Annotated in this window: 19 protein-coding genes; 7 read left to right on the plus strand and 12 right to left on the minus strand. The window is 44.4% G+C overall.

The features are described from left to right. Positions 1–51: 51 nt before the first annotated feature. The gene (locus Q8W40_RS11470) at positions 52–2,487 is read left to right on the plus strand and encodes an EAL domain-containing protein (protein WP_305397275.1); all 2,436 of its coding nucleotides are present in this window, start codon (positions 52–54) and stop codon (positions 2,485–2,487) included. 81 nt (positions 2,488–2,568) lie between these two features. Here the strand turns inward: Q8W40_RS11470 and rimI are convergent, their stop codons facing one another. From rimI to Q8W40_RS11485, 3 genes are all read right to left on the minus strand, one after another. Next, positions 2,569–3,015, minus strand: coding sequence for a ribosomal protein S18-alanine N-acetyltransferase (rimI, locus tag Q8W40_RS11475; RefSeq protein WP_305397277.1), 447 nt, complete (start codon positions 3,013–3,015; stop codon positions 2,569–2,571). Then, positions 3,008–3,400 (minus strand): DNA polymerase III subunit psi, encoded by a 393-nt coding sequence (locus Q8W40_RS11480; protein WP_305397279.1) that lies wholly within the window; start codon positions 3,398–3,400, stop codon positions 3,008–3,010. The genes rimI and Q8W40_RS11480 overlap by 8 nt, the downstream gene beginning before the upstream one ends. 168 nt (positions 3,401–3,568) lie before the next feature. Then, complete coding sequence (locus Q8W40_RS11485; protein ID WP_305397280.1) at positions 3,569–3,871, minus strand: hypothetical protein; 303 nt, start codon at positions 3,869–3,871, stop codon at positions 3,569–3,571. Positions 3,872–4,182: 311 nt separating this feature from the next. Here Q8W40_RS11485 and Q8W40_RS11490 point away from each other — a divergent pair, with 311 nt between their 5' ends. The 3 genes from Q8W40_RS11490 to Q8W40_RS11500 all read left to right on the plus strand — a co-directional run bounded on the left by Q8W40_RS11490 (position 4,183) and on the right by Q8W40_RS11500 (position 6,788). After that, complete coding sequence (locus Q8W40_RS11490; protein ID WP_305397281.1) at positions 4,183–5,157, plus strand: response regulator transcription factor; 975 nt, start codon at positions 4,183–4,185, stop codon at positions 5,155–5,157. Between the two features lie 113 nt (positions 5,158–5,270). After that, entirely contained in the window at positions 5,271–5,576 is a 306-nt protein-coding gene (locus Q8W40_RS11495; RefSeq protein ID WP_305397282.1) for a hypothetical protein, read from the plus strand. A gap of 93 nt (positions 5,577–5,669) precedes the next feature. Then, entirely contained in the window at positions 5,670–6,788 is a 1,119-nt protein-coding gene (locus tag Q8W40_RS11500) for a class II histone deacetylase (RefSeq protein WP_305397283.1), read from the plus strand. Positions 6,789–6,867: 79 nt separating this feature from the next. On the opposite strand, the gene Q8W40_RS11505 is transcribed toward Q8W40_RS11500, so the two are convergent. Together Q8W40_RS11505 and ubiT are read right to left on the minus strand one after the other, a co-directional pair. Continuing rightward, entirely contained in the window at positions 6,868–7,371 is a 504-nt protein-coding gene (locus Q8W40_RS11505; protein WP_305397284.1) for a GNAT family N-acetyltransferase, read from the minus strand. After that, positions 7,355–7,882 (minus strand): ubiquinone anaerobic biosynthesis accessory factor UbiT, encoded by a 528-nt coding sequence (gene ubiT / locus Q8W40_RS11510; RefSeq protein ID WP_101113234.1) that lies wholly within the window; start codon positions 7,880–7,882, stop codon positions 7,355–7,357. The genes Q8W40_RS11505 and ubiT overlap by 17 nt, the downstream gene beginning before the upstream one ends. Before the next feature lie 195 nt (positions 7,883–8,077). Between ubiT and Q8W40_RS11515 the strand changes: the two genes are divergently transcribed. The 3 genes from Q8W40_RS11515 (at position 8,078) to Q8W40_RS11525 (ending at position 12,123) form a co-directional block, all read left to right on the plus strand. Beyond that, positions 8,078–10,114: a putative bifunctional diguanylate cyclase/phosphodiesterase gene (locus tag Q8W40_RS11515; RefSeq protein ID WP_305397285.1), complete on the plus strand. Its 2,037-nt coding sequence runs from the start codon at positions 8,078–8,080 to the stop codon at positions 10,112–10,114. Positions 10,115–10,214: 100 nt separating this feature from the next. Continuing rightward, positions 10,215–11,228 (plus strand): ubiquinone anaerobic biosynthesis protein UbiU, encoded by a 1,014-nt coding sequence (gene ubiU, locus Q8W40_RS11520; protein ID WP_305397286.1) that lies wholly within the window; start codon positions 10,215–10,217, stop codon positions 11,226–11,228. Positions 11,229–11,244: 16 nt separating this feature from the next. Next, positions 11,245–12,123, plus strand: coding sequence for a U32 family peptidase (locus Q8W40_RS11525; RefSeq protein WP_305397287.1), 879 nt, complete (start codon positions 11,245–11,247; stop codon positions 12,121–12,123). 62 nt (positions 12,124–12,185) lie between these two features. Here Q8W40_RS11525 and nlpI read toward each other — a convergent pair whose 3' ends face one another. The 7 genes from nlpI to nusA form a co-directional block, all read right to left on the minus strand. Further along, on the minus strand, positions 12,186–13,064 hold the full coding sequence (gene nlpI / locus Q8W40_RS11530) for a lipoprotein NlpI (RefSeq protein ID WP_305397473.1): 879 nt from the start codon (positions 13,062–13,064) through the stop codon (positions 12,186–12,188). A gap of 200 nt (positions 13,065–13,264) precedes the next feature. Next, positions 13,265–15,388 carry a polyribonucleotide nucleotidyltransferase gene (gene pnp / locus Q8W40_RS11535; RefSeq protein ID WP_305397288.1) on the minus strand — a complete coding sequence of 708 codons (2,124 nt, stop codon included), beginning with the start codon at positions 15,386–15,388 and terminating at the stop codon, positions 13,265–13,267. 270 nt (positions 15,389–15,658) lie between these two features. Then, positions 15,659–15,928 (minus strand): 30S ribosomal protein S15, encoded by a 270-nt coding sequence (rpsO, locus tag Q8W40_RS11540; RefSeq protein WP_101113239.1) that lies wholly within the window; start codon positions 15,926–15,928, stop codon positions 15,659–15,661. A gap of 204 nt (positions 15,929–16,132) precedes the next feature. Then, on the minus strand, positions 16,133–17,077 hold the full coding sequence (gene truB / locus Q8W40_RS11545) for a tRNA pseudouridine(55) synthase TruB (protein ID WP_305397289.1): 945 nt from the start codon (positions 17,075–17,077) through the stop codon (positions 16,133–16,135). Beyond that, the gene (rbfA, locus tag Q8W40_RS11550; RefSeq protein ID WP_104401422.1) at positions 17,077–17,472 is read right to left on the minus strand and encodes a 30S ribosome-binding factor RbfA; all 396 of its coding nucleotides are present in this window, start codon (positions 17,470–17,472) and stop codon (positions 17,077–17,079) included. Before rbfA ends, truB begins: the two co-directional genes overlap by 1 nt. A 98-nt stretch (positions 17,473–17,570) precedes the next feature. Then, positions 17,571–20,279, minus strand: a complete 2,709-nt coding sequence (gene infB / locus Q8W40_RS11555; RefSeq protein WP_101113243.1) for a translation initiation factor IF-2 — start codon at positions 20,277–20,279, stop codon at positions 17,571–17,573. A 21-nt stretch (positions 20,280–20,300) separates the two neighbouring features. Next, positions 20,301–21,788 (minus strand): transcription termination factor NusA, encoded by a 1,488-nt coding sequence (gene nusA, locus Q8W40_RS11560; protein WP_101113244.1) that lies wholly within the window; start codon positions 21,786–21,788, stop codon positions 20,301–20,303. Between the last annotated feature and the right edge of the window lie 6 nt (positions 21,789–21,794).

Below are 21,794 nucleotides of genomic sequence, written 5' to 3' on the forward strand. Positions count from 1 at the left end.
AATAATTAGGCGCTTATTTATAGAGATCCACCAACGTTTAAGGAAAAAAATTTGTATCGTCAGTCCCGAAAATCTCTTGCTACTCGTCAGACCAAAACTGTATTTCTGGTTGCTGTTGCACTGGGGCTGCTTTTTAGCTTTTACCAAATTGTTCTGGATCTACACCGAGAACGTCAAAAAATTTCTGAGAAATATCACCTGAAGCTGGAGCAAAATTACACCAATGCCAGCCAAGCGGCTTATCACGTTAACCCCTTATTAGCCCAGCAAGTGACGGACAGTATCATGACGGCCAAGGCTGTACGTCATGTAGTGCTTACCGACGACTTTAATGATGTGTTATCGGAAGAGCATCGAACTTTTCATTATGAAAGCCGATTGAATCAGTCTCTTGGTCAGTGGCTCTTCACCAACGAACAAATTTACACTATCTCACTCCACCAGCCAGGCACAACGCAGGTTGTAGGAACGCTTAGTTTTACGGTTAACGGTATTGCATCCGCTAATGGCTTTTTAGAAAGAGCAAAATCACTGCTCATTTTCGATATGATCCGCAATGTACTCCTAGCCAGTATTCTGCTTTTTTTCTTTTATCGAAAACTATCCAAACCTCTTATTGATCTCACCTATTGGGTTCGTTCTTTGCAATTTCAAGAATCTCAAAAGAAGCTACCAGGGCAACTAAGAGACGATGAACTAGGGCAGCTCGCCCAGTCTTTTCAAACCATGTGGAATGAACGTGAGCAAGCATCCGCACAATTAAGCCAAAACATTGAAGCACTCGAAAAAAGTGAGCATTTCGCTAGTACCATAATGGATAACTCAAGCGATGCGCTTTTACTGATCAATCAAGATGGCAAAATTACCCACGTCAACAGCAATACTTGCGACTTATTGGGGTACGAAAAAGAAGAGCTGGTGGGCTTTCCTGCGGTAACGATAAGCGTTAGTTATTCGATTGATTACATTGGTTTTAAAGTAAAACAACCGTCAGAAAGCCAAGCTTCTTTATTTGAAGCGGTTCATCGTAAAAAGAACGGGGCAACCTTTCCCGTTGAAGCAACAGCTATTGAGCTTACAATGAATGATACTCCCATGTTTTTGGTGCAAGCGAGGGATATCTCTAACCGTAAGCAGGCTGAAATACAAATTCACAACCTTGCGTATTTTGATGGACTGACAGGGCTACCGAATCGAAAACAGCTACTCGACCGATTGGATGAAGCGCTCAATAAGTCTTATCGCACCAGCGAACCAGGGGTGCTTCTTTACCTCGACCTTGACCGATTCAAAACGATCAACGACTCACTCGGACATGCGATTGGCGATCAGCTTCTTCAAGCTGTATCAGAACGTTTGCAAAAGCTACTCGACCCGATACATTTATTCGCTCGGATTGGGGGGGATGAGTTTGCGATTTTGATGCCTAACGTCCCCTTAGAGCAGGCAAAAAAACATGCGGAGGAGGTATTATCTTTAGCTCGCTCTCCTTATGTCGTCGAATCACACCACTTGTATTGCAGTATCAGTGTTGGCATTGCGACTTTCCCGAGCCCAGATACCAATGCCTTAGAACTTTTGCGACAAGCCGATACCGCCCTGTATCGCGCAAAATCGGCGGGCAGTAATACTTACAAGACTTACGAGCCCGAAATGCGTAAGTTAGTGGACTCTTTTTTGTCTATCGAAAAAGGGCTTCATGAAGCCCTCAACAAAAACCAATTCGAGCTCTACTATCAGCCTCAAGTAAATAAAAAAGGGGAGTTGGTGGGTGCTGAAGCGCTCATCCGGTGGAATCACCCCACTCAAGGCACTGTGCCGCCAGATACCTTTATGTCTATTGCCGAAGAGACTGGGCAAATCATCCCTATGGGCTCTTGGATACTTGAGCAAGCCTGCTTACAAATGGCGCATTGGAAAGAGAGCGGTAATGTGCCTAGTACCTTCAAACGACTTGCTATCAATATCAGCCCACTTCAATTTTCTCAGGCAGATTTTGTTGAGCAGGTAACGGGCGCGGTAGAGCGTTCAGGTATCGCTCCCGAAGACATCGAGCTAGAACTCACTGAAAACATGCTACTGAAGAACATCGATGCCTGTGTAATAAAAATGGCGGAATTGAAAAAGAAAGGTTTTAAGATAGCCATTGATGACTTTGGTACGGGGTATTCATCTCTTAAGTACTTAAAAAGACTGTCACTGGACGTGTTAAAAATCGATCGCTCATTCGTAACCGAACTTCACCTTAATAAAAACGATACCGCTATCGTCGATTCAATCATTTTGATGTCGGAGCGCCTTGGATTAGAAGTGATTGCAGAAGGTGTCGAAGAACCCGAAGAGCTAAAAGCCTTAACAGACTTAGGTTGTGAACAATTTCAGGGATACATATTCGATAAACCTTTGGATGCAGAAACTATGTCTTTGCGACTTAAGAAGCCGCAATACAACAATCAAATCATCAAACAATTGAGTCAATCTAAGTGAGAGATCTACGCTGTTTTTGGTTTCAGTTAAACGGGTTCAAGGCGCGAGAATATAAGTGAAAGGGGTTTCTCTTTCTTTACGCTACATAAACAGATAACTCATGATAATCGCGTCTTCTTTTCCTGATGCCGTCGGGTAGTAATCTATGCGTCGGTCAACTTCATTGAACCCTTCCGATTCATACAACCCAAATGCACTCTGATTACTTTCTCTCACTTCCAACCAAGCACTTTCGGCATTGGCCGCTGTGCATACTTCAATAAACCCTTGAAGCAGCTGCTTTCCATACCCTTTTCCTTGATGAGAAGGAGAAACGGCAATATTCAGTAACGTCACTTCTCCTACAATGTTCTGTGCGTAAAAATACCCCACCAGCTCATCACCGATATGAAGCCCATAATGACACGCTCCACGAGAGTCTAATTCCCGTATCATCGATTCTTTCCATGGGTGGCTGTGCGCTTGCTGCTCAATCGCCCAAACACTATCTAAGTGCTGAGTAGACAGCGGCGTAATTGCATTATTCATAGGACTTTATTTGCTTCCAAAGTGCTTGTTTGTGCTCTTTATTCGATTCAACCAATGAGAGTGACTCAGAATGTAACGTTTTCACACTCTCTAGTTCGCTAGGCTCACATTGACAAAACCAGACCCACTCGACGTTGGCAATATCAACTTGTGACAACTGCTGAGGCTCAAGTAAAAAGGCATCATCAATACTCACTTTGAAGCTACCAAGCACTTTTGCAAGAAAGGTGCGCTCGGCAGATGTTGGAACATTAGGGCAAATCAGTAACATTCGGCAGTGCTCTGGCAGTGAGATAGGTGTGATATCCACCCCTTCTAAACGCTCAGGGTGAAGAACCTGCCACTGATCGATCTGCATTTCTTGAAGAAAAGATGCGTTACTCATGACATCGACACAATTAGTTATTCATTGAGGTGGTCGATAGTAACAAAAAACGATGCTTGCACGAAAAGAAAAGGCTGCTCATTTTTATCGTTCTCGCTTAAGCTCAAAACTATTCACTACAAAAAAAAGAGCACCGAAGTGCTCTTGAAGATTTATTCATTGACGTTGTTAGAGGTCGCGCATCAAAATCTCGAGTTCTTCCGATGCATCATCGATACATTCTTGCAAAACTCGAGCATCACGATGGCAAAGTGGCAACCTCCAGGTTTTACCTTTACGAGCATTCGGTGTTTCCCCGACAAGCTCTGTAACGTTGCCCTTTCGTTCGAATCTTAGAGAGTCAAATTCTGATCTTAAGCTTTGATGACTCTCATGAATTTCAACAGCGACCACACCAGTTGGGTTTACCTCGATATGTGCCTTGGAGTGTGACACATCGTTCAGCGCACAATCTAAATGTCTAGCCAGCATATAATCCTCTCCCTTTTCCTATCAAACCGATCACAACCGCTAAATCAGTATAGACAAACCAGTGAGCTTGAAAGGAAATTCTGGTGATAATTTCATCTAAAATGAATAAAGAGTTGATTATTATCAAAATAAAATTTGAAAAAAAATCGAAGGTATTGACACAAATATCCAATGGAAATTTCTCGTTAAATTTAACCTTCGCAAGCCACTGCCCCATCCTACATTTGGACGATGTTTTTCGAGTATCTCCCGTGATAATGTAAACAAAATGTTAACCAGCATTCATTCAATGCAAACGCAAAGGTGACATCATGTCAAAACAGATCAATCGGTGCTCCAGTGAACTTGAAACCTTTAGTGCGTTGCTGCTATCTGTCTATGAATTAGCGCGCCACGTTTCCATTGACGAATTCCAAAGTGAAGTGCTGAATGCGATTGAAAGCTGTATTTCACACAGCAGCGCATGGTGGGGACGTGCCTCAATTCAAAATGACGGACCTCACCTGCACAGAACACATTTGAAAAATCTTTCAGAGCGCTATTTGAGCGATTGGAAAGCGATGAGAGAGAAAGACATTACGGTACAGAAAGTGTTTGACGATCCGGGGCAGGCAGTCATTATTCGCTTTGCAGATAGCGACACACCATTAGAGCTCAAGAACTTGGGTAAAGAACACGGCATTAGCCAACTGATGTGCGTGATCGCTATCGACCCAGTGACTCAATTATGTGAACACGTAGCGCTGTATCGAAGTTACGGAGAGCCCGATTTCACTCAATCCGATGTCGATACTCTCACTAACCTTATGCCTCACCTTGTATCTGCGACTGCAACAAACCAACTTAGAACGCTGTACAACCTCAGAGAGTCGGTTAACCACCATCGGGTAGCGTTTGCGATATGCGATAAAAAAGGCGTCCTTCAAATGACAGAACCAACCTTCACGGCGCTACTTCTTGCCGATTTCCCCGACTGGAAGGGACCACAATTACCACTTGAATTGTACGAGTCTGAATACTGCGGAGAAAACATCACTCTGTCTTTTGATCGCATCGGTGGGCTACTGCTCATGCAAGCAAGGTATCGAGATCAATCGGATCAGCTTTCTAGCCGAGAAAAAAGTGTCGCTAAGCTCATGAACGAAGGCATGACCTATAAAATGATTGCGAGACAGCTCGATATCGCCCCCAATACGGTTAGACACCACATTCGGTCTATGTACCAAAAGCTGAACATTCATAATAAAACCGAGCTCATCCGGCTAATTCAACCGTTACTGCATTAGTACTCTCACTTGCTTAACCGTTAGAACACCCACTAAAACAAGCGCTTCTTAGGTCGTATCGAAAGGTACGTCATGGATTCGTGCGCTCAAATAACAGCGGAAAGGATATCCCTATGAAAGAACAACCTCCCCAGTTTTCATCAAACGAACATCATTCATCAAACAAACATTCACCCAATGAAGTGCGCACGATCGCAGCGCTAGTGATCATTGCCGCCTTTTTACCTACGGTATTGATGATGGCACCAGCAATAGCTAGCCAATTAGCCACTGAATTCCAATTTGGTCCCGCTCAAATAAAAATTGACCATCAAGGGCAACTCATGAACAGCACGAACCTAGTGATTGGTGGGGGCTTGCCATTGGCCCAGCGATATTTGGTCACCTTCTTGAGTCGGGGCACTCTCTCGATCATTTGATCATCTATGCCTGCATTACTGCTTTCGTTTCCTTCATTTTACTTGGCTTTATTCTTTTTCAATCCAATACACCTTCAGCTCAAGGAGTTCACAATGAGTAATAAAACCGGTTTTTTATATGATGAACAGTGCTTTTGGCATACTGCTGGCGAGCATGCATTAGTGCTTCCCGTTGGTGATTGGGTGCAACCCATGAGTGCTGGTGGTCATGCAGAATCTCCTGAAACCAAACGTCGTTTAAAAAATTTACTGGATGCCTCTGGCATAACCAAGCACCTAACCTTAAGCTCAGCCCCATCATGCAGCCAAGCACAACTGCTACGAGTGCATCCGGAGCATTACCTAAACGAATTTAAAGCACTCAGCGATGAAAAAGGTGGTGAACTTGGTCTATACGCCCCTTTCGGAAAAGGAAGCTTCGAGATTGCGACACGCTCTGCCGGTTTGGTATGTCATGCCATTGATAAAGTCATAAGCGGAGAGCTGGATAACGCATACTCACTTTCCCGACCACCGGGGCATCACTGCCTTGCGGACCAATCTATGGGTTTTTGTTTGCTCGCAAATATCGCGATTGCGGTAGAGCATGCCATTGAAGCTCATGGATTATCACGCATTGCCGTCGTTGATTGGGATGTACACCATGGTAATGGTACACAAGATATCTTTTATTCCCGTTCTGACGTTTTAACCATTTCTCTCCACCAGCAAGGGTGCTTTCCTCCTGGGTACAGCGGCGAAGAGGATATAGGGTTAAACAAGGGGAAAGGCAGCAATATCAATATTCCGCTGATGCCCGGAGGCGGACACACCAGTTACCTAAATGCTATGGAAAAGATCGTTATTCCAGCACTCGATGCTTATCAGCCTGAACTGATACTGGTCGCTTCAGGGTACGATGCCTGTGGGGTGGATCCACTTGCCCATATGCTGGCTCATAGCGAAACATATCGCACAATGACGCAAATGATAATGGAGGTTTCAGGACGTCACGCCAACAATAAATTAGTTATCGTTCATGAAGGGGGGTATTCTGAAGCGTATGTGCCTTTTTGTGGGTTAGCGGTAATTGAAACATTATGTGGCGTTAGAACGGGTATCGAAGATCCCATGTTGGAGATGATTCAAGCGCAGCAACCGTGCCAAAGTTTCAACCAACTCCAAGCAGAAAAGATCGACTTGTTAGCAAAGAACACTCCGCTGTTGGTATAAAAATATGACAGACGTAAAAAAGGGGCTTTAAGCCCCTTTTTCAATTATTCCAAAACGGTCCGGTAAAGAATTCCAACCATTACATATCTGAAAATTCAGGGCTGAAAAATACTTTTCCTGATTTACCGTCAAATTCACCTTCGTTTAAGGCTCGAACTTGAAATGCACCTTCTGGCACATCCCACTGAGTATCCATTTCATAATCAGCAGCGCTTTCAAATCCAAATCGACCATAGTAAGCAGGGTCGCCTAATACAACACACGCTGGGTAACCCAATTCTGCTAGCGAGGCTAAGCCTTCCGTCACCAAATCTGATGCGATTCCATTTCCACGGTATTCTTCTTTTACCGCAAGAGGCGCCAAACCTTGCCAGTTTAAATCTTGTTGATCTAGCGTGACAGGGCTAAATAATACATACCCCACCACTTCACCTTCATCATTGCAGGCAACCAATGATAAGGTTCTTTGTCCATTTTCACGCAGGCGATTCACTAACTCGGCTTCCGCGCCAGTTGGGAAAGCATGTTTGATTAACTGTTCTATAGGCAGAATATCTGCCGGTGCTTCAGTTCGTATAAGCATTCATCACCTCTTTGTGTTCGGGCGCAGATTGTAGCCCTTTTTGAACAAAGTCGGCTAATTGATTTAACAAAGTGTTAAGTGCTTTCGGTAATGCGTCGAGATCCACACTGTCCATTATGTTTTTCACTTCTAGCCCAAGTTCCGTGTCTCCTTCTATTTTAAGACGACGTTGAAAAAAAAGCGTATCAGGATCTTCTTTTCGTCCCGCGATGAGAACGAGGTCATTCAATTTTCCACTAAAACTCACATCGTGCTGCTCTGCATCTCTCTTCACAACGAGAGCGTCATTTCGATAGCTGATATACCACTCTAGTTGGACATCTGAAACTTCTACTTTCAACCACTTCCCTTCTAGAAAATCGAAGTCTCCATCTTCCAGTGCCTCTTTAAATACGTGTTGCAAACCTTCAAGCATAGCTTTGTTTTGAAGAGAGTGAGGTAAAAACTGGGCTGGAGATCTCAAAATGGACGCAGCATTAAGCACTAGTTTAGTGCGCAGGAGTTCAAACACGGTAATATCTCTCGGATAGGCATAAATAATTGCAATACTAGAACAATCTTTGTCTCGAATTTATGTTATGTATCAAAAAAAGCTCAGCTAAGCCTTGGATCGCTTTTACATCTCGTATATCAAGGTTATAGTAACTTATCGACTCGCACCTGTAGGTGTTTGCATTACCTCCCCCGGAGACTCGGTAACAGATTGATGCCAACAGAACAATTACAACACTGGTTTTCAAAACTCACTGATCACAGTCCGTTTTTCTTTGCCATTTTAGATAAGCAGCACAATTACCGCATGGTAAACGCACGCTATTGCGAAATCGCAGGTCTTAGCAGCGAAGAATTGGTTGGTATGCGCGACACACAAGTATTGGGTGACGCATTTTATCGAAATCTAAAACCCTATTATGAGCGAGCATTTGAAGGGGAATCTGTAGAAGCAGAAATCACTTTAAATGATCACAGTCTCGAAACTAGCCTGCATTTTAGTTTGTCTCCGGTTATTGGAGAGCAAACGGTCGAATATATCGCTTTTCATGCTATCGATACTTCCGAGAAACAAATTCTTGTTCGCTCTCTTGAAGAATCCGAAAACAAATTTTCTAAGTTAACAGAGCTACTCCCTAATGGGCTTCTTCTTGTAGAAGACGGTTGCATTATTTCAGCCAACGCCTCAGCAGCAAGGTTGCTGGGTTTCAATGCCTCTACCGAATTATTAGGCGAAGAGCTAAGCCGTCTGTTTATTGATGAGAAGTCCAAACGCACATTTGGTAATCAGTTGCTTAATATGTTGACTGAATCCCAGATAACTTGCTTAACGGGTGCGCGTTGTGGTTTAGAAAGACGAGTTTCATTGCAAGCTGAACTGACGAGTTTGCTGGGAAACCAATCGCACATAGTGTTGATTCAAGGGTTAGACGAAGCGGCAAACGATGCCAGCATCGGCCAAAATGAAACCCATATTGATTCGCTAACCAAGCTGTATAACCGCTTTGGCTTTACGCGTCGATTGGAGCAATTCATTCACAATGAAACACCGTTGGTTATGCTCTACCTCGATATCGATAACTTTAAGAACATTAACGATTCTTTAGGGCATCATATCGGCGACAAAGTGATCAAAGAAGTCTCCTCTCGTTTGCAAAGATTACTGCCTGTACAAGCAGTCTTAGGGCATCTTGGAGGCGATGAGTTCGGCATAATTCTTCCCGAACCCGATCACAATCGCACCGCAGATCAACTTTCCGAACGTATTATCTCTTTGATTAATCAGCCATTTGATTTACACCACTTTAGTAAGCGCCTGGCATGTTCTATTGGTAGTGTGAGCTACCCAGGTGACGGACATGATGCGCGTATTTTGCTGCAAAATGCAGACACGGCGATGTACGAAGCGAAAGATCGCGGGCGTAACCGTCTGATCAAGTTTAACGATCAGATGAACAAAGAAGCACGTATGCGCTTGTGGCTTGAAATTGAGCTGCAAAAAGCACTTCAGCAAAACGGTTTGGAAGTCTGGTACCAGCCTAAAGTTAACGCGCGTGATTTCAGTATCAATGGTGCTGAAGCACTGGTTCGCTGGAAACACCCTGTGGAAGGCTACATTAGCCCTGGTGCATTCATTCCGGTGGCAGAAAAAGCGGGCTTGATAGAACATCTTGGTCGTGTGGTAATGCGCGAAGTCTTTTCAACCGTTAAACGTTGGAAGATGCAAGGCATCCTTCCTGGTCGGGTTGCAATTAACCTTTCTCCCGAGCAGTTTGGTAACCCAAAACTTATCGACTATATGGAAAAGTTGCTTAGTACGACGGAACTCGACCCAAGCTGTATTACCTTTGAGTTAACCGAAAGTGCCGTAATGAGCGACAGTGATCATACACTTCAGATGCTCAATGCCATCAAAAACCTTGGCTTCGCCCTTTCCATTGATGACTTTGGTACTGGATACTCTTCTCTCTCCTATTTAGCACGCTTCCCTCTTGATGAATTAAAAATCGACCGGGCTTTTATTACCGATCTTGATACGCTACCGAAGCAGCTAACCGTCATAGAAAACATCATTAATTTAGGTAAATCCTTGAATTTGGTCGTGGTCGCGGAAGGGGTTGAAACTACGCAGCAAGCCACTCTATTGTCTAACCTCAATTGCCATTCAATTCAGGGCTATCATTTTTATCGTCCGCAACCTAAGCAAGAAATTGAAGAGCTATTGGTTCAAAATCGCCGCCATAAAAACTGAACCCTAAACTGAACAAAAACTGCCCCACATCAAATTCCTATTTGTAAAACCTACCTAAAATGCTCTGTTACTGACAATAACAATGAAAGGTAACGAGCGTATGGAACTCCTCTGTCCTGCGGGCAATTTACCTGCACTAAAAACCGCCATCGACTGTGGTGCCGATGCGGTTTATATCGGGTTTAAGGATGATACCAATGCCCGACATTTCGCTGGTCTGAATTTCACCGGAAAGAAACTGGAAAAAGCCGTGCAGTATGTGCACGACAACAATAAAAAAATTCATGTCGCACTGAATACTTTCGCTCACCCAAATGGGTTCGAACGATGGACAACGGCAGTAGACACGGCTGCGCAATTGGGCATCGATGCCTTAATTGTTGCCGACATTGCTGTGTTGGATTATGCCTCGACAAAATACCCCGATCTGGAGTTACATCTCTCCGTACAGGCTTCCGCTACCAATGTTGCCTCTATCGATTTCTATCATCAAAACTTCAATGTAAAACGGGTTGTATTACCCCGCGTCCTTTCAATCCATCAAGTCAAACAGTTGGCTCGTAACATGACCAGTGAGGTTGAGCTGGAAGTTTTTGCGTTTGGAAGCCTTTGTATCATGGCAGAGGGGCGATGCTACCTTTCCTCATATATGACTGGTGAATCCCCTAATACGGTTGGGGCTTGCTCGCCGGCAAAATATGTTCGTTGGCAAGAGACGGATATGGGCTTGGAATCTCGTTTGAATAACATACTTATTGACCGCTACTCCGAAGGGGAAAATGCGGGCTACCCAACGCTGTGTAAAGGTCGATTTGATGTGATGATCGATGGGGAACCAAAACGCTATCATGCGCTAGAAGAACCGACGAGCTTAAACACGCTGTCTTTGCTGCCTGACTTGTTTGCAGCCAATGTCGCTTCGGTAAAAATAGAAGGTCGCCAGCGTAGCCCTGCCTATGTGGAACAAGTCACCAGAACATGGCGTGCTGCGATAGATCGTTACCAGTCCTCACCGGAGCAATATCGTGTCGAAGACACTTGGAATAGCACACTAGCAAACATTTCTGAGGGTACACAAACCACTCTCGGTGCCTATCACAGAAAATGGCAGTAATCTGGATTAGAAAAATATGAAATACGCACTAGGTCCACTCCTCTATTTCTGGCAAAAGCAAGATGTTGAAGCGTTTTACCATCACGCCAAATCTTCCGAGGCGGATATTATCTACTTAGGGGAAAGTGTTTGCTCAAAGCGAAGGGAAGTAAAACTTAAAGATTGGCTTATGCTCGCAAAAGAGCTTAGCGCTTGTGGTAAGCAAGTGGTTATTTCCACTATGGCATTACTCGAAGCACCTAGTGAAGTCAGTATAATGAAGCGATACATCGACAATGGCGAGTTTGCCATTGAAGCCAACGATGTATCTGCCATTCAGTTGGCTTTTGAGAAGAAGGTTCCGTTTACTGTTGGTCCTGCGGTTAACGCATACAATGCTCAAACGCTGGGCCTTTTCGTAAAGCAGGGCATGACGCGCTGGTGTATGCCTGTAGAGTTATCACATGATTGGCTATGTAACTTGCTCATACAATGTGATGAATTAGGCATTCGCAATCAATTTGAAGTTGAAGTGTTTGGGTATGGTTACTTGCCGCTAGCGTACTCTGCACGTTGCTTTACTGCGAGAGCGGAAGAACGCCCTAAAGACGAATGCGAGACTTGCTGTATTCGATATCCAAATGGGTTAAAAGTCAGCAGTCAAGAAGGGCAAGAAGTCTTCACTCTGAATGGAATTCAGACACAATCCGGTTATTGTTACAATTTAATCAATGACGTAGCCAATATGCATAATACTGTAGATGTAATTCGACTCAGTCCTCTTGGAACAGAGACGTTCCAACAGCTTTCAGCATTTAAAAACAATGAAGATGGCTCTCACCCAACAGAACTAACAAACCGAGATTGTAATGGTTATTGGCATCAAATAGCAGGGCTAAATACTGTCACCATGTGAATGGAAACCAGAAGAAAAACATAAAAAAGCCGCCTTATTTTGGCGGCTCTCTTACAAACTTTCTAGATTTCCGTTTCTTTCGGATCGTTATCTCTTTCTGCTTTCAATTCGCTGTAGATGTTGCCCAGCTCCATATAAGAATATCGGTGTTCGACGTATTCATAGACATTGAAAGAGAGGGCCAATTTATACAGCGATATGGCATTACCATAATCACCTTGTAACTGATAACGTTTGGCCAGATAGAAATACGTTTCTGTTAATCGCTGAGACAAGCGTTCGTTGTCGTTCGTTGCGTTGACGATAGCTTTTAGAGCACGCTCTTCTGAAATCTGATCCAGCATTAACGCAACCATCAGCCAGCCCCATCGTTCGCTTCTTTTATCGTAACGATTCAGCAGTTTTTCTTTCGCTACGTCAGCATCAATTTCACGCTCAATCAAATACAACCAAAGCGCACGAAAAGGGTCATCGGGGTCGTCATTATAGTGTGTTGTCATCTCTTCAAATGCTAACTCGTAACGTCCACCATAATACAAAGCAATAGAGCGATTCCTTTCAGCGTATTGATTAGCCGGATCGAGCTCTAACGTTGAATCAAATGAGTCATATGCAGCATCGAACTCTCGCTTCTCGGTAAAATATACGCCCAGTAGGTTATATACGTCAGGCTGACGAGGGTTCAAGTTTAAGGAACGCTCAAAGTCTAAACGAGCTAAGTCACGTAAGCCTACGCTGTCGTAATAATTACCCCGTTCGTAGAACATTTTGGCTCGCACTTCTTCTTTCAGGTCTTGCCTTTGCAATAGCTGAGTCAGCCTTGCAATCTGCACTTCCTGTTGAATGCTAGGCTGCAACGGCACCGCCATCGGTGGGTAAAGCCATTGGTTTTGGTTGGAAGCACACCCAGTGAGTATTAGGGTTGATATTACTCCGACCATTTTTAACCATTTCGCCAAACTGTTTCTCCTTATTTAGCTTCAGTCCAAGGTTGTCGTTATAGTAGCTGCACTGCATAGACAGAAATTTATATTGTGGCATTGTCAGGAAATGAAGCTTTTTTCCTGACCCCAAAAACAAAAAGGGGAGCCTCAGCTCCCCTTTATAACACGCTTTATCTCAAATGCGTATGCCTCACACGTTATTCCGCGCTTGGCTGCTCATTTGATGCTGCTTCTTCAGTCTTTTCAACCGCTTCTTTCATACTTAGACGAATGCGGTTCTGACGGTCAATTTCAAGAACTTTAACTTGAACTTCTTGACCTTCAGACAGATGGTCAGCCACTTTCTCAATGCGCTTATCTGCGATTTGAGAAATGTGCACCAAGCCTTCTTTACCACCTAGAACAGCAACGAACGCACCAAAATCAACGATGCGAGTTACTTTACCAGTGTAGATAGTGCCTACTTCAACTTCTGCTGTAATTTCTTCGATACGGCGAATCGCTTCTTTCGCGGCAGTACCTTCGGTCGCAGCGATCTTGATTGTGCCATCATCTTCGATTTCGATAGTTGTACCCGTTTCTTCAGTTAGAGCACGGATTACTGCACCACCTTTACCGATAACGTCTTTGATCTTATCAGAGCTGATCTTCATCGTATGAATACGAGGAGCAAACTCAGAGATATCATCACGAGCACCAGAAATCGCTTCGTCCATTACAGACAAGATGTGCTTACGCGCACCTTGTGCTTGGTTAAGCGCGATTTGCATGATTTCTTTAGTGATACCTTCGATTTTGATGTCCATTTGAAGCGCAGTGATACCTTCATTAGTACCCGCTACTTTAAAGTCCATGTCACCTAGGTGATCTTCGTCGCCAAGGATGTCAGAAAGAACAACGAAGTCATCGCCTTCTTTAACAAGACCCATTGCGATACCAGCAACAGACGCTTTAATTGGAACACCAGCATCCATAAGAGCTAGAGACGTACCACATACAGATGCCATTGAAGAAGAACCGTTAGATTCTGTGATTTCTGAAACAACACGTACTGTGTATGGGAACTCATCTACAGATGGCATTACTGCTGCAATACCACGCTTAGCAAGTTTACCGTGGCCGATTTCACGACGCTTAGGAGAACCTACAAAACCAGTTTCGCCAACACAGTAAGGAGGGAAGTTATAGTGTAGCAAGAAGTGATCTTTACGCTCACCTGTTAACTCATCAATGATTTGAGCATCACGCTGCGTACCTAGTGTAGCGGTAACGATCGCCTGAGTTTCACCACGGGTAAACAGTGAAGAACCGTGTGTACGTGGAAGGATACCAGTACGTACATCCAGTGCACGAACCATGTCTTTCTCACGACCATCAATACGTGGGTTACCTGCAATGATACGACCACGTACAACATTCTTCTCTAGAGAACCAAGCATGCCACGTATTTCGCGCTCATCTAGCTCTTCATCCTGTCCAAGCAATGTTTCAACAACGTCGCCCTTAATGATGCCAACTTGCTCGTAGCGAGCCATTTTTTCAGTGATTTGGTAAGCTTCTGATAGGCGAGCTTCTGCTAGTTCAGCAACGCGAGCTTTAAGCTCAGTGTTTACTGCAGGTGCTTCCCACTCCCACGCTGGAGTAGCCACTTCAGCAGCAAACTCTTTAATCGCATTGATAACAACTTGCTGTTGATCGTGACCGAACACAACTGCAGAAAGCATTTCTTCTTCAGTTAGGTTGTCTGCCTCAGACTCAACCATAAGTACTGCGTTGTCAGTACCAGCTACAACTAGGTCAAGCTTAGAGTTTTCTAGCTCTGTGTTGCTTGGGTTCAGTACCAATTGACCATCGATATTACCAACACGTGCAGCACCGATAGGACCGTTAAACGGAATACCAGAGATAGCAAGAGCTGCTGAAGTACCGATCATTGTTACCATATCTGGTTGAACGTCTGGGTTTACAGACATTACTGTCGCAATAACCTGAACTTCGTTTTTGAACGCATCAGGGAATAGAGGGCGAATAGGACGGTCGATTAGACGAGCCGTTAGCGTTTCACCTTCAGAAGGACGACCTTCACGCTTGAAGAAACCACCAGGGATTTTACCTGCTGCATAAGTACGCTCTTGGTAGTTCACTGTTAGCGGGAAGAAGTCTTGACCTTCTACCGCTTCTTTTTTACCGACAACAGATACGAATACTGCTGTATCGTCCATGTTAACCATAACAGCTGCAGTCGCTTGACGCGCTACTACACCTGTCTCAATAGTTACGGTGTGGTTGCCGTACTGAAACGTTTTTACGATTGGATTCACGTAATTTCCTTAACTTTGAAAATTTCAAAGATGTTGTCTTAGATTAAACACAACAGCGCCTTACCAATCGCGACTAATGAAAATAACCTAAGGAAGATTCCTTTCATTAGTCGCGACCTTTATGGTCGACATCGGTGACTGTAAAGCTGCTTTGTGTGACTGGCAAAAGCCAAATCCGCAGTAGTATAAACTACTTAATCGGAAATGTCTTATACCCAAACAATAGGCGTAAAAAAAGGAGCCGAAGCTCCTTTTTCAAACAAACTGATCTTAGCGACGTAGGCCTAGACGTTTGATTAGGTCTTGGTAACGCTCTAGGTTTTTACCTTTAAGGTAGTCTAGAAGCTTACGACGACGAGAAACCATACGTAGCAGACCGCGACGGCTGTGGTGGTCTTGCTTATGTGATTTGAAGTGACCTTGTAAGTGGTTGATAGAAGCAGTCAGTAGAGCTACTTGTACTTCTGGTGAACCTGTGTCGCCTTCAGATTGTGCGTAATCAGCAACGATTGCTGCTTTAGTTTCTGCATTCAGAGACATATTTCTCTCCTAATAAGAGTTAAGTATAAAACTGTGCCAGCCAATCTCTGATTCAGCCGACACGCGAAGCGCGAATTATACGGGGTGTAATGTGTAAACACAAGCACTCTAAAAACAAAACCGAAACACTCTAAATTACGCAGAAATATCTCGGTTTATTTTAGAATTTATTGAGCCTTCTCGATTACATTTCGTTCGCGCAGATTATTCTTCATCGCGAAAAACAACTAGACGTTTTGGCGCAACTTTACCGTTATCATCAATTTCACCGACGCCAATAAAGAGCTTTTCATCGCCACTCGTCATTCTTACAGTGCCTTCAACGGGTGCACCAAAGACTTGTACAGGTTGCCCATGTTGAACCATATCAGTCAATTCAGCATTTAAATTAACTTCTGGCAAATCCTCAACCGCTGTATCCATCGGAAGCAACAAAGCATCTAACAAATCTTTAGGAGGTAACCCCTGATCATTAGCATGTTCTAGCAGCTCATTCAGCTGCTCTAAAGTGACCATGCGATCGTATGGGTAGTTCGCAACCCCAGTACGACGAAGGTAAGTAACATGCGCACCACAGCCCAACATTTCACCTAAATCATCAGTGATAGTGCGGATGTAGGTCCCCTTTGAACAGTGGATCTCCATTTCAACTTCATCACCTTCAAAGCGAAGTAGTTGAATAGAATAAACCGTGATCTTGCGAGATTCCCGCGGAACTTCAATACCTTCGCGCGCATATTCGTAGAGTGGACGACCTTGATACTTCAAGGCAGAAAACATAGAAGGGATTTGATCAGTTGTACCTTTGAACTTCTCAATACATTCTAAGAGTTGCTCTTTCGTCACGTTCACATCACGAGTTTCAACAACTTCGCCATCAGAGTCGGATGTATTGGTACGCTCGCCAAGCTTAGCAATGACAACATATCGCTTATCAGAATCGAGAAGAAACTGCGAAAACTTAGTCGCTTCACCCAAACAGATAGGTAGCATGCCTGTAGCCAATGGGTCTAAAGCACCGGTATGGCCCGCTTTTTCAGCGAAGTAAATGCGCTTTACTTTCTGCAATGCATCGTTAGAGGAAATCCCCGTTGGCTTATCAAGTAGCACGACGCCATTAACCGGACGACCTTTACGACGGCGCCCCATTACTCGTCGTCTCCTCGACCTGCATCTTGTTTTTTCTGCTGGTCTTTGCTGACGACATCACTCACTAAGTTAGACATACGCATACCTTCAACAAGCGTATTGTCATAGGTGAATCGAACTTCAGGAGTCAAACGTAAGCGAATACGCTTACCAAGCATCATTCGAATCTGAACTTCATGCTCTTTCAATGCAGCGAGGCTAGCTTCAGGTGTTTGCTCTCCTACACATAGGAAAGTAACAAATACTTTTGCATAGGCGAGATCACGAGAGACCTCGACATCCGAAATCGTCACCATTCCGATACGAGAGTCACGAACTTCACGCTGAAGAATCAGCGCCAACTCTTTTTGTAGCTGCTGCGACACGCGCTGTGTGCGGCTAAATTCTTTTGACATTTCTTTTCTCACTATAGAAAGAATGGGGGGCAAACGCCCCCCATGGTGTATTCAACAACCTTTGCCGTTTATCTAAATAAACAAGGCAATTTTGTCTATTAGTCTAGAGTACGCTTCACTTCAACGATTTCAAATACTTCGATTTGGTCGCCTACGCGAACGTCGTTGTAGTTCTTAACGCCGATACCACATTCGTAACCGTTCTTAACTTCTTGAACGTCGTCTTTGAAGCGGCGTAGAGATTCTAGCTCACCTTCATAGATAACAACGTTTTCACGAAGAACGCGGATTGGGTTATTGCGCTTAATAAGACCTTCAGTAACCATACAACCAGCGATTGCGCCCAGTTTCGGTGACTTAAACACATCACGTACTTCAGCAAGACCAATGATCTCTTGCTTGAATTCAGGAGCAAGCATACCGCCCATTGCCTGCTTCACTTCGTCAATCAATTGGTAAATGATTGAGTAGTAACGAAGGTCTAGGTTTTCAGTTTCAACAGTGCGGCGAGCAGAAGCATCAGCACGTACGTTAAAGCCTAGAATGATAGCGTTAGAAGCCGCTGCTAGTACTGCATCAGTTTCAGTAATACCACCAACACCAGAACCAACGATGTTGACCTTAACCTCTTCTGTAGACAGTTTACGTAGTGAATCAGCGATAGCTTCAACAGAACCCTGTACGTCAGCTTTAAGCACAACGTTAAGCTCAGCAACTTCACCAGCAGACATGTTCGCAAACATGTTTTCTAGTTTCGCTTTCTGCTGACGAGCAAGTTTCACTTCACGGAATTTACCTTGACGGTAATTCGCTACTTCACGCGCTTTACGCTCATCACGTACAACTGTTGCTTCATCACCAGAAGCAGGAACGCCAGACAGACCAAGAATCTCAACAGGAATAGAAGGACCAGCAGTTGTAATTTCGTGTCCATTCTCGTCGCGCATAGCACGAACTCGACCGTACTCTTGACCACAAAGAACGATATCGCCTTTGTTCAATGTACCCGATTGAACCAGTACAGTAGCAACAGGACCACGACCTTTATCTAAGCGAGATTCTACAACCACACCAGATGCCATGCCTTCTTCAACAGCTGTTAGTTCAAGAACTTCAGACTGAAGAAGAATCGTCTCTAGAAGACCTTCAATGTTAGTACCTTGTTTTGCAGAGATGTGAACAAACATGTTCTCACCGCCCCACTCTTCAGGAATAACATCGTATTGAGCCAGTTCGTTTTTAACGTTATCTGGGTTTGCGTCTTCTTTATCGATCTTGTTTACAGCAACAATCAAAGGTACACCTGCCGCTTTAGCGTGCTGGATTGCTTCGATTGTTTGAGGCATTACACCATCGTCTGCCGCAACAACAAGAACAACGATATCCGTTGCCTGAGCACCACGTGCACGCATAGCCGTAAACGCTGCGTGTCCTGGAGTATCCAAGAAGGTGATCATGCCGTTGTCAGTTTCTACATGGTAAGCACCAATGTGCTGGGTAATACCACCTGCTTCACCGGAAGCAACGTGTGCTTTACGGATGTAATCCAGTGTAGATGTTTTACCGTGGTCAACGTGACCCATGATAGTAACCACCGGAGCACGTGGTACAGATTCAGCACTGTTATCACGATCAGACAGTACTGCTTCTTCCAATTCATTTTCTTTACGCAGGATAACTTTGTGACCCATTTCCTCAGCAACAAGCTGAGCAGTTTCTTGGTCAATTACCTGGTTGATGGTTGCCATAGCACCCATCTTCATCATCACTTTAATAACTTCAGTCGCTTTAACTGACATCTTGTTTGCCAGCTCAGAAAGAACAATTGTCTCTCCAACTACAACATCAGATTTCGCAACGGATGCACTCTTATCGAAGCCATGCTGCATTGAAGTAGGTTTAGCAAGTTTGCCTTTCCTACCACCGCGACCACGTTGGTTACGGTTGCCATTACGATTGTTGCCACCTTTGTCATCATTGTTCGCAGAAGACTTCTTCTTACGACGACGAGGGGCCTTCTCTTCGCTTTGGTCAGCTGCATCTTCTGCTTCACGAGCAAAAGTAGAAGTTGTAACGTGATAGTCGCCTTCTTCCATCACCTTTTTTTCTTTCTTCTCTGCTTCAGACCAACGTGCTGCATTTTCTTCAGCCAATTTGCGAGCTTCTTCAACTAGCTTCGCCGCTTCAGTTTCTGCTTTACGTTGCGCTTCTTCTTCCTGACGGCGTTTTAGCTCATCAGCTTCTTTTTTTGCTTGCGAACTTACTTCCGCACTCTTTGTGTTCATGTCTTTCTTAGCCTTATCAGCTTGTACGCGCTTTGCTTTATCTTCAGCGTCACGTTTAGCTGCTTCCTCAGCTTCTCGTTTTGCTTTTTCATCCGCTTCGCGTTGTGCTTTCTCTGCAGCTTCACGTTTAGCTAGCTCTTCCGCTTCACGCTTCGCTAGCTCTTCAGCTTCACGTTTAGCTGCTTCCTCAGCTTCTCGCTTGGCTTCTTCATCGATTGCACTGCGTTTTACGTACGTGCGCTTTTTGCGCACCTCTACTTGAACATTTTTACTCTTACCGCCACCCGCATTCACACTTAGAGTACTGCGAGTTTTACGCTGGAGAGTTAAGCGAGTTGGCTCAGAATCTCCTGAGGTATCACCATGCTCTTTTTTCAAATGAGTAAGAAGCTTTTGCTTCTCATCGTCGGAAACGGTGTCTACGCCCGTTTTTTTCATTCCAGCATCAGCAAGTTGCTCAATCAAGCGGTCAACTGGCGTACCAATCTCATCACTCAGTGCTTTAACCGTTAATTCTGTCATGCCACTTCCTCCTTGCTGAATTTATTCTTCGTCGCCAAACCAACAGATGTTACGTGCAGCCATAATTAGCTCACCAGCACGCTCTTCCGTTAGGTCTTCAATGCCTTCAAGCTCATCAGTACCTTGGTCGGCTAAATCTTCAAGTGTTACGACGCCTTTCGCTGCAAGTTTAAACGCCATTTCGCGCTCTAAACCTTCTAGTGCAAGTAGGTCTTCCGCTGGCTCAAGACCATCGTATGACTCTTCTTTCGCCAAGGCGATCGTAGTTAGGGCATCTTTTGCACGTTGGCGCAATTCTTCTACAAGCTCTTCGTTTAGACCATCAACTTCCAGAAGTTCGTTCACTGGCACATAAGCCACTTCTTCTAGCGTTGAGAAACCTTCTTCAACGAGCATTTCTGCAAAATCTTGTTCGATATCGAGGTACTTCATAAAGTTTTCGATAGCCGCACCAGATTCTTCTTGGTGTTTCTTTTCAAGGTCTTCCACTGTCATAACGTTCAGTTCCCAACCAGAAAGCTGAGATGCCAAACGTACATTTTGACCGTTACGACCGATGGCTTGAGCCAAGTTATCGGCTTCAACTGCAATATCCATTGCGTGTGCGTCTTCATCTACAATGATGGAAGCCACATCTGCTGGCGCCATTGCATTGATAACAAATTGAGCTGGGTTATCGTCCCAAAGCACGATATCGATGCGCTCACCACCTAACTCACCTGATACTGCTTGTACACGTGCACCACGCATACCTACACAAGCACCAACTGGGTCAATACGTCTGTCGTTTGTTTTCACTGCAATTTTTGCGCGTGAACCCGGATCTCGAGCTGCGCCTTTCAGTTCGATTAGCTCTTCAGCAATCTCAGGCACTTCCACTCGGAAGAGTTCAGATAGCATTTCAGGCTTAGAGCGAGTGACAAATAGTTGGAAGCCACGCGCTTCAGGAGCAACTTTGTACAGAAGACCACGAACACGGTCACCTGGACGGAAATTTTCACGAGGAAGTTGGTCATCACGTAAAATGACGGCTTCAGCATTGTTGCCTAGGTCGAGAACAACGGTTTCACGGTTCACTTTTTTAACCGCACCAGTGATCAGGTCACCTTCGTTATCAATGAACTGCTCAACGATTTGTGCACGTTCAGCTTCGCGTACTTTTTGTACAATAACTTGCTTAGCGGTTTGGGTGGTAATACGGTCGAATGTTACTGACTCAATATCATCTTCTACAAAGCTACCCAGTTCCATTTCTTCGTCATCGTACTGTGCTGCTTCCAGTGAAATTTCTTTAGTTGGGCTTTCTACTTCTTCCACAACCAACCAGCGGCGGTAAGTGTCGAAATTACCCGTCTTGCGATCAATCGCAACACGAACATCAATTTCAATCTCGTATTTCTTTTTAGTTGCCGTAGCTAATGCGATTTCTAGAGCTTCAAAAATACGCTCACGAGGAACCGCTTTCTCATTAGAAACAGCTTCTACTACCGCTAAAATTTCTCTGTTCATTCTCTA

This window comes from Vibrio penaeicida (genome assembly GCF_030689305.1).
Taxonomy (GTDB): domain Bacteria; phylum Pseudomonadota; class Gammaproteobacteria; order Enterobacterales; family Vibrionaceae; genus Vibrio; species Vibrio penaeicida_B.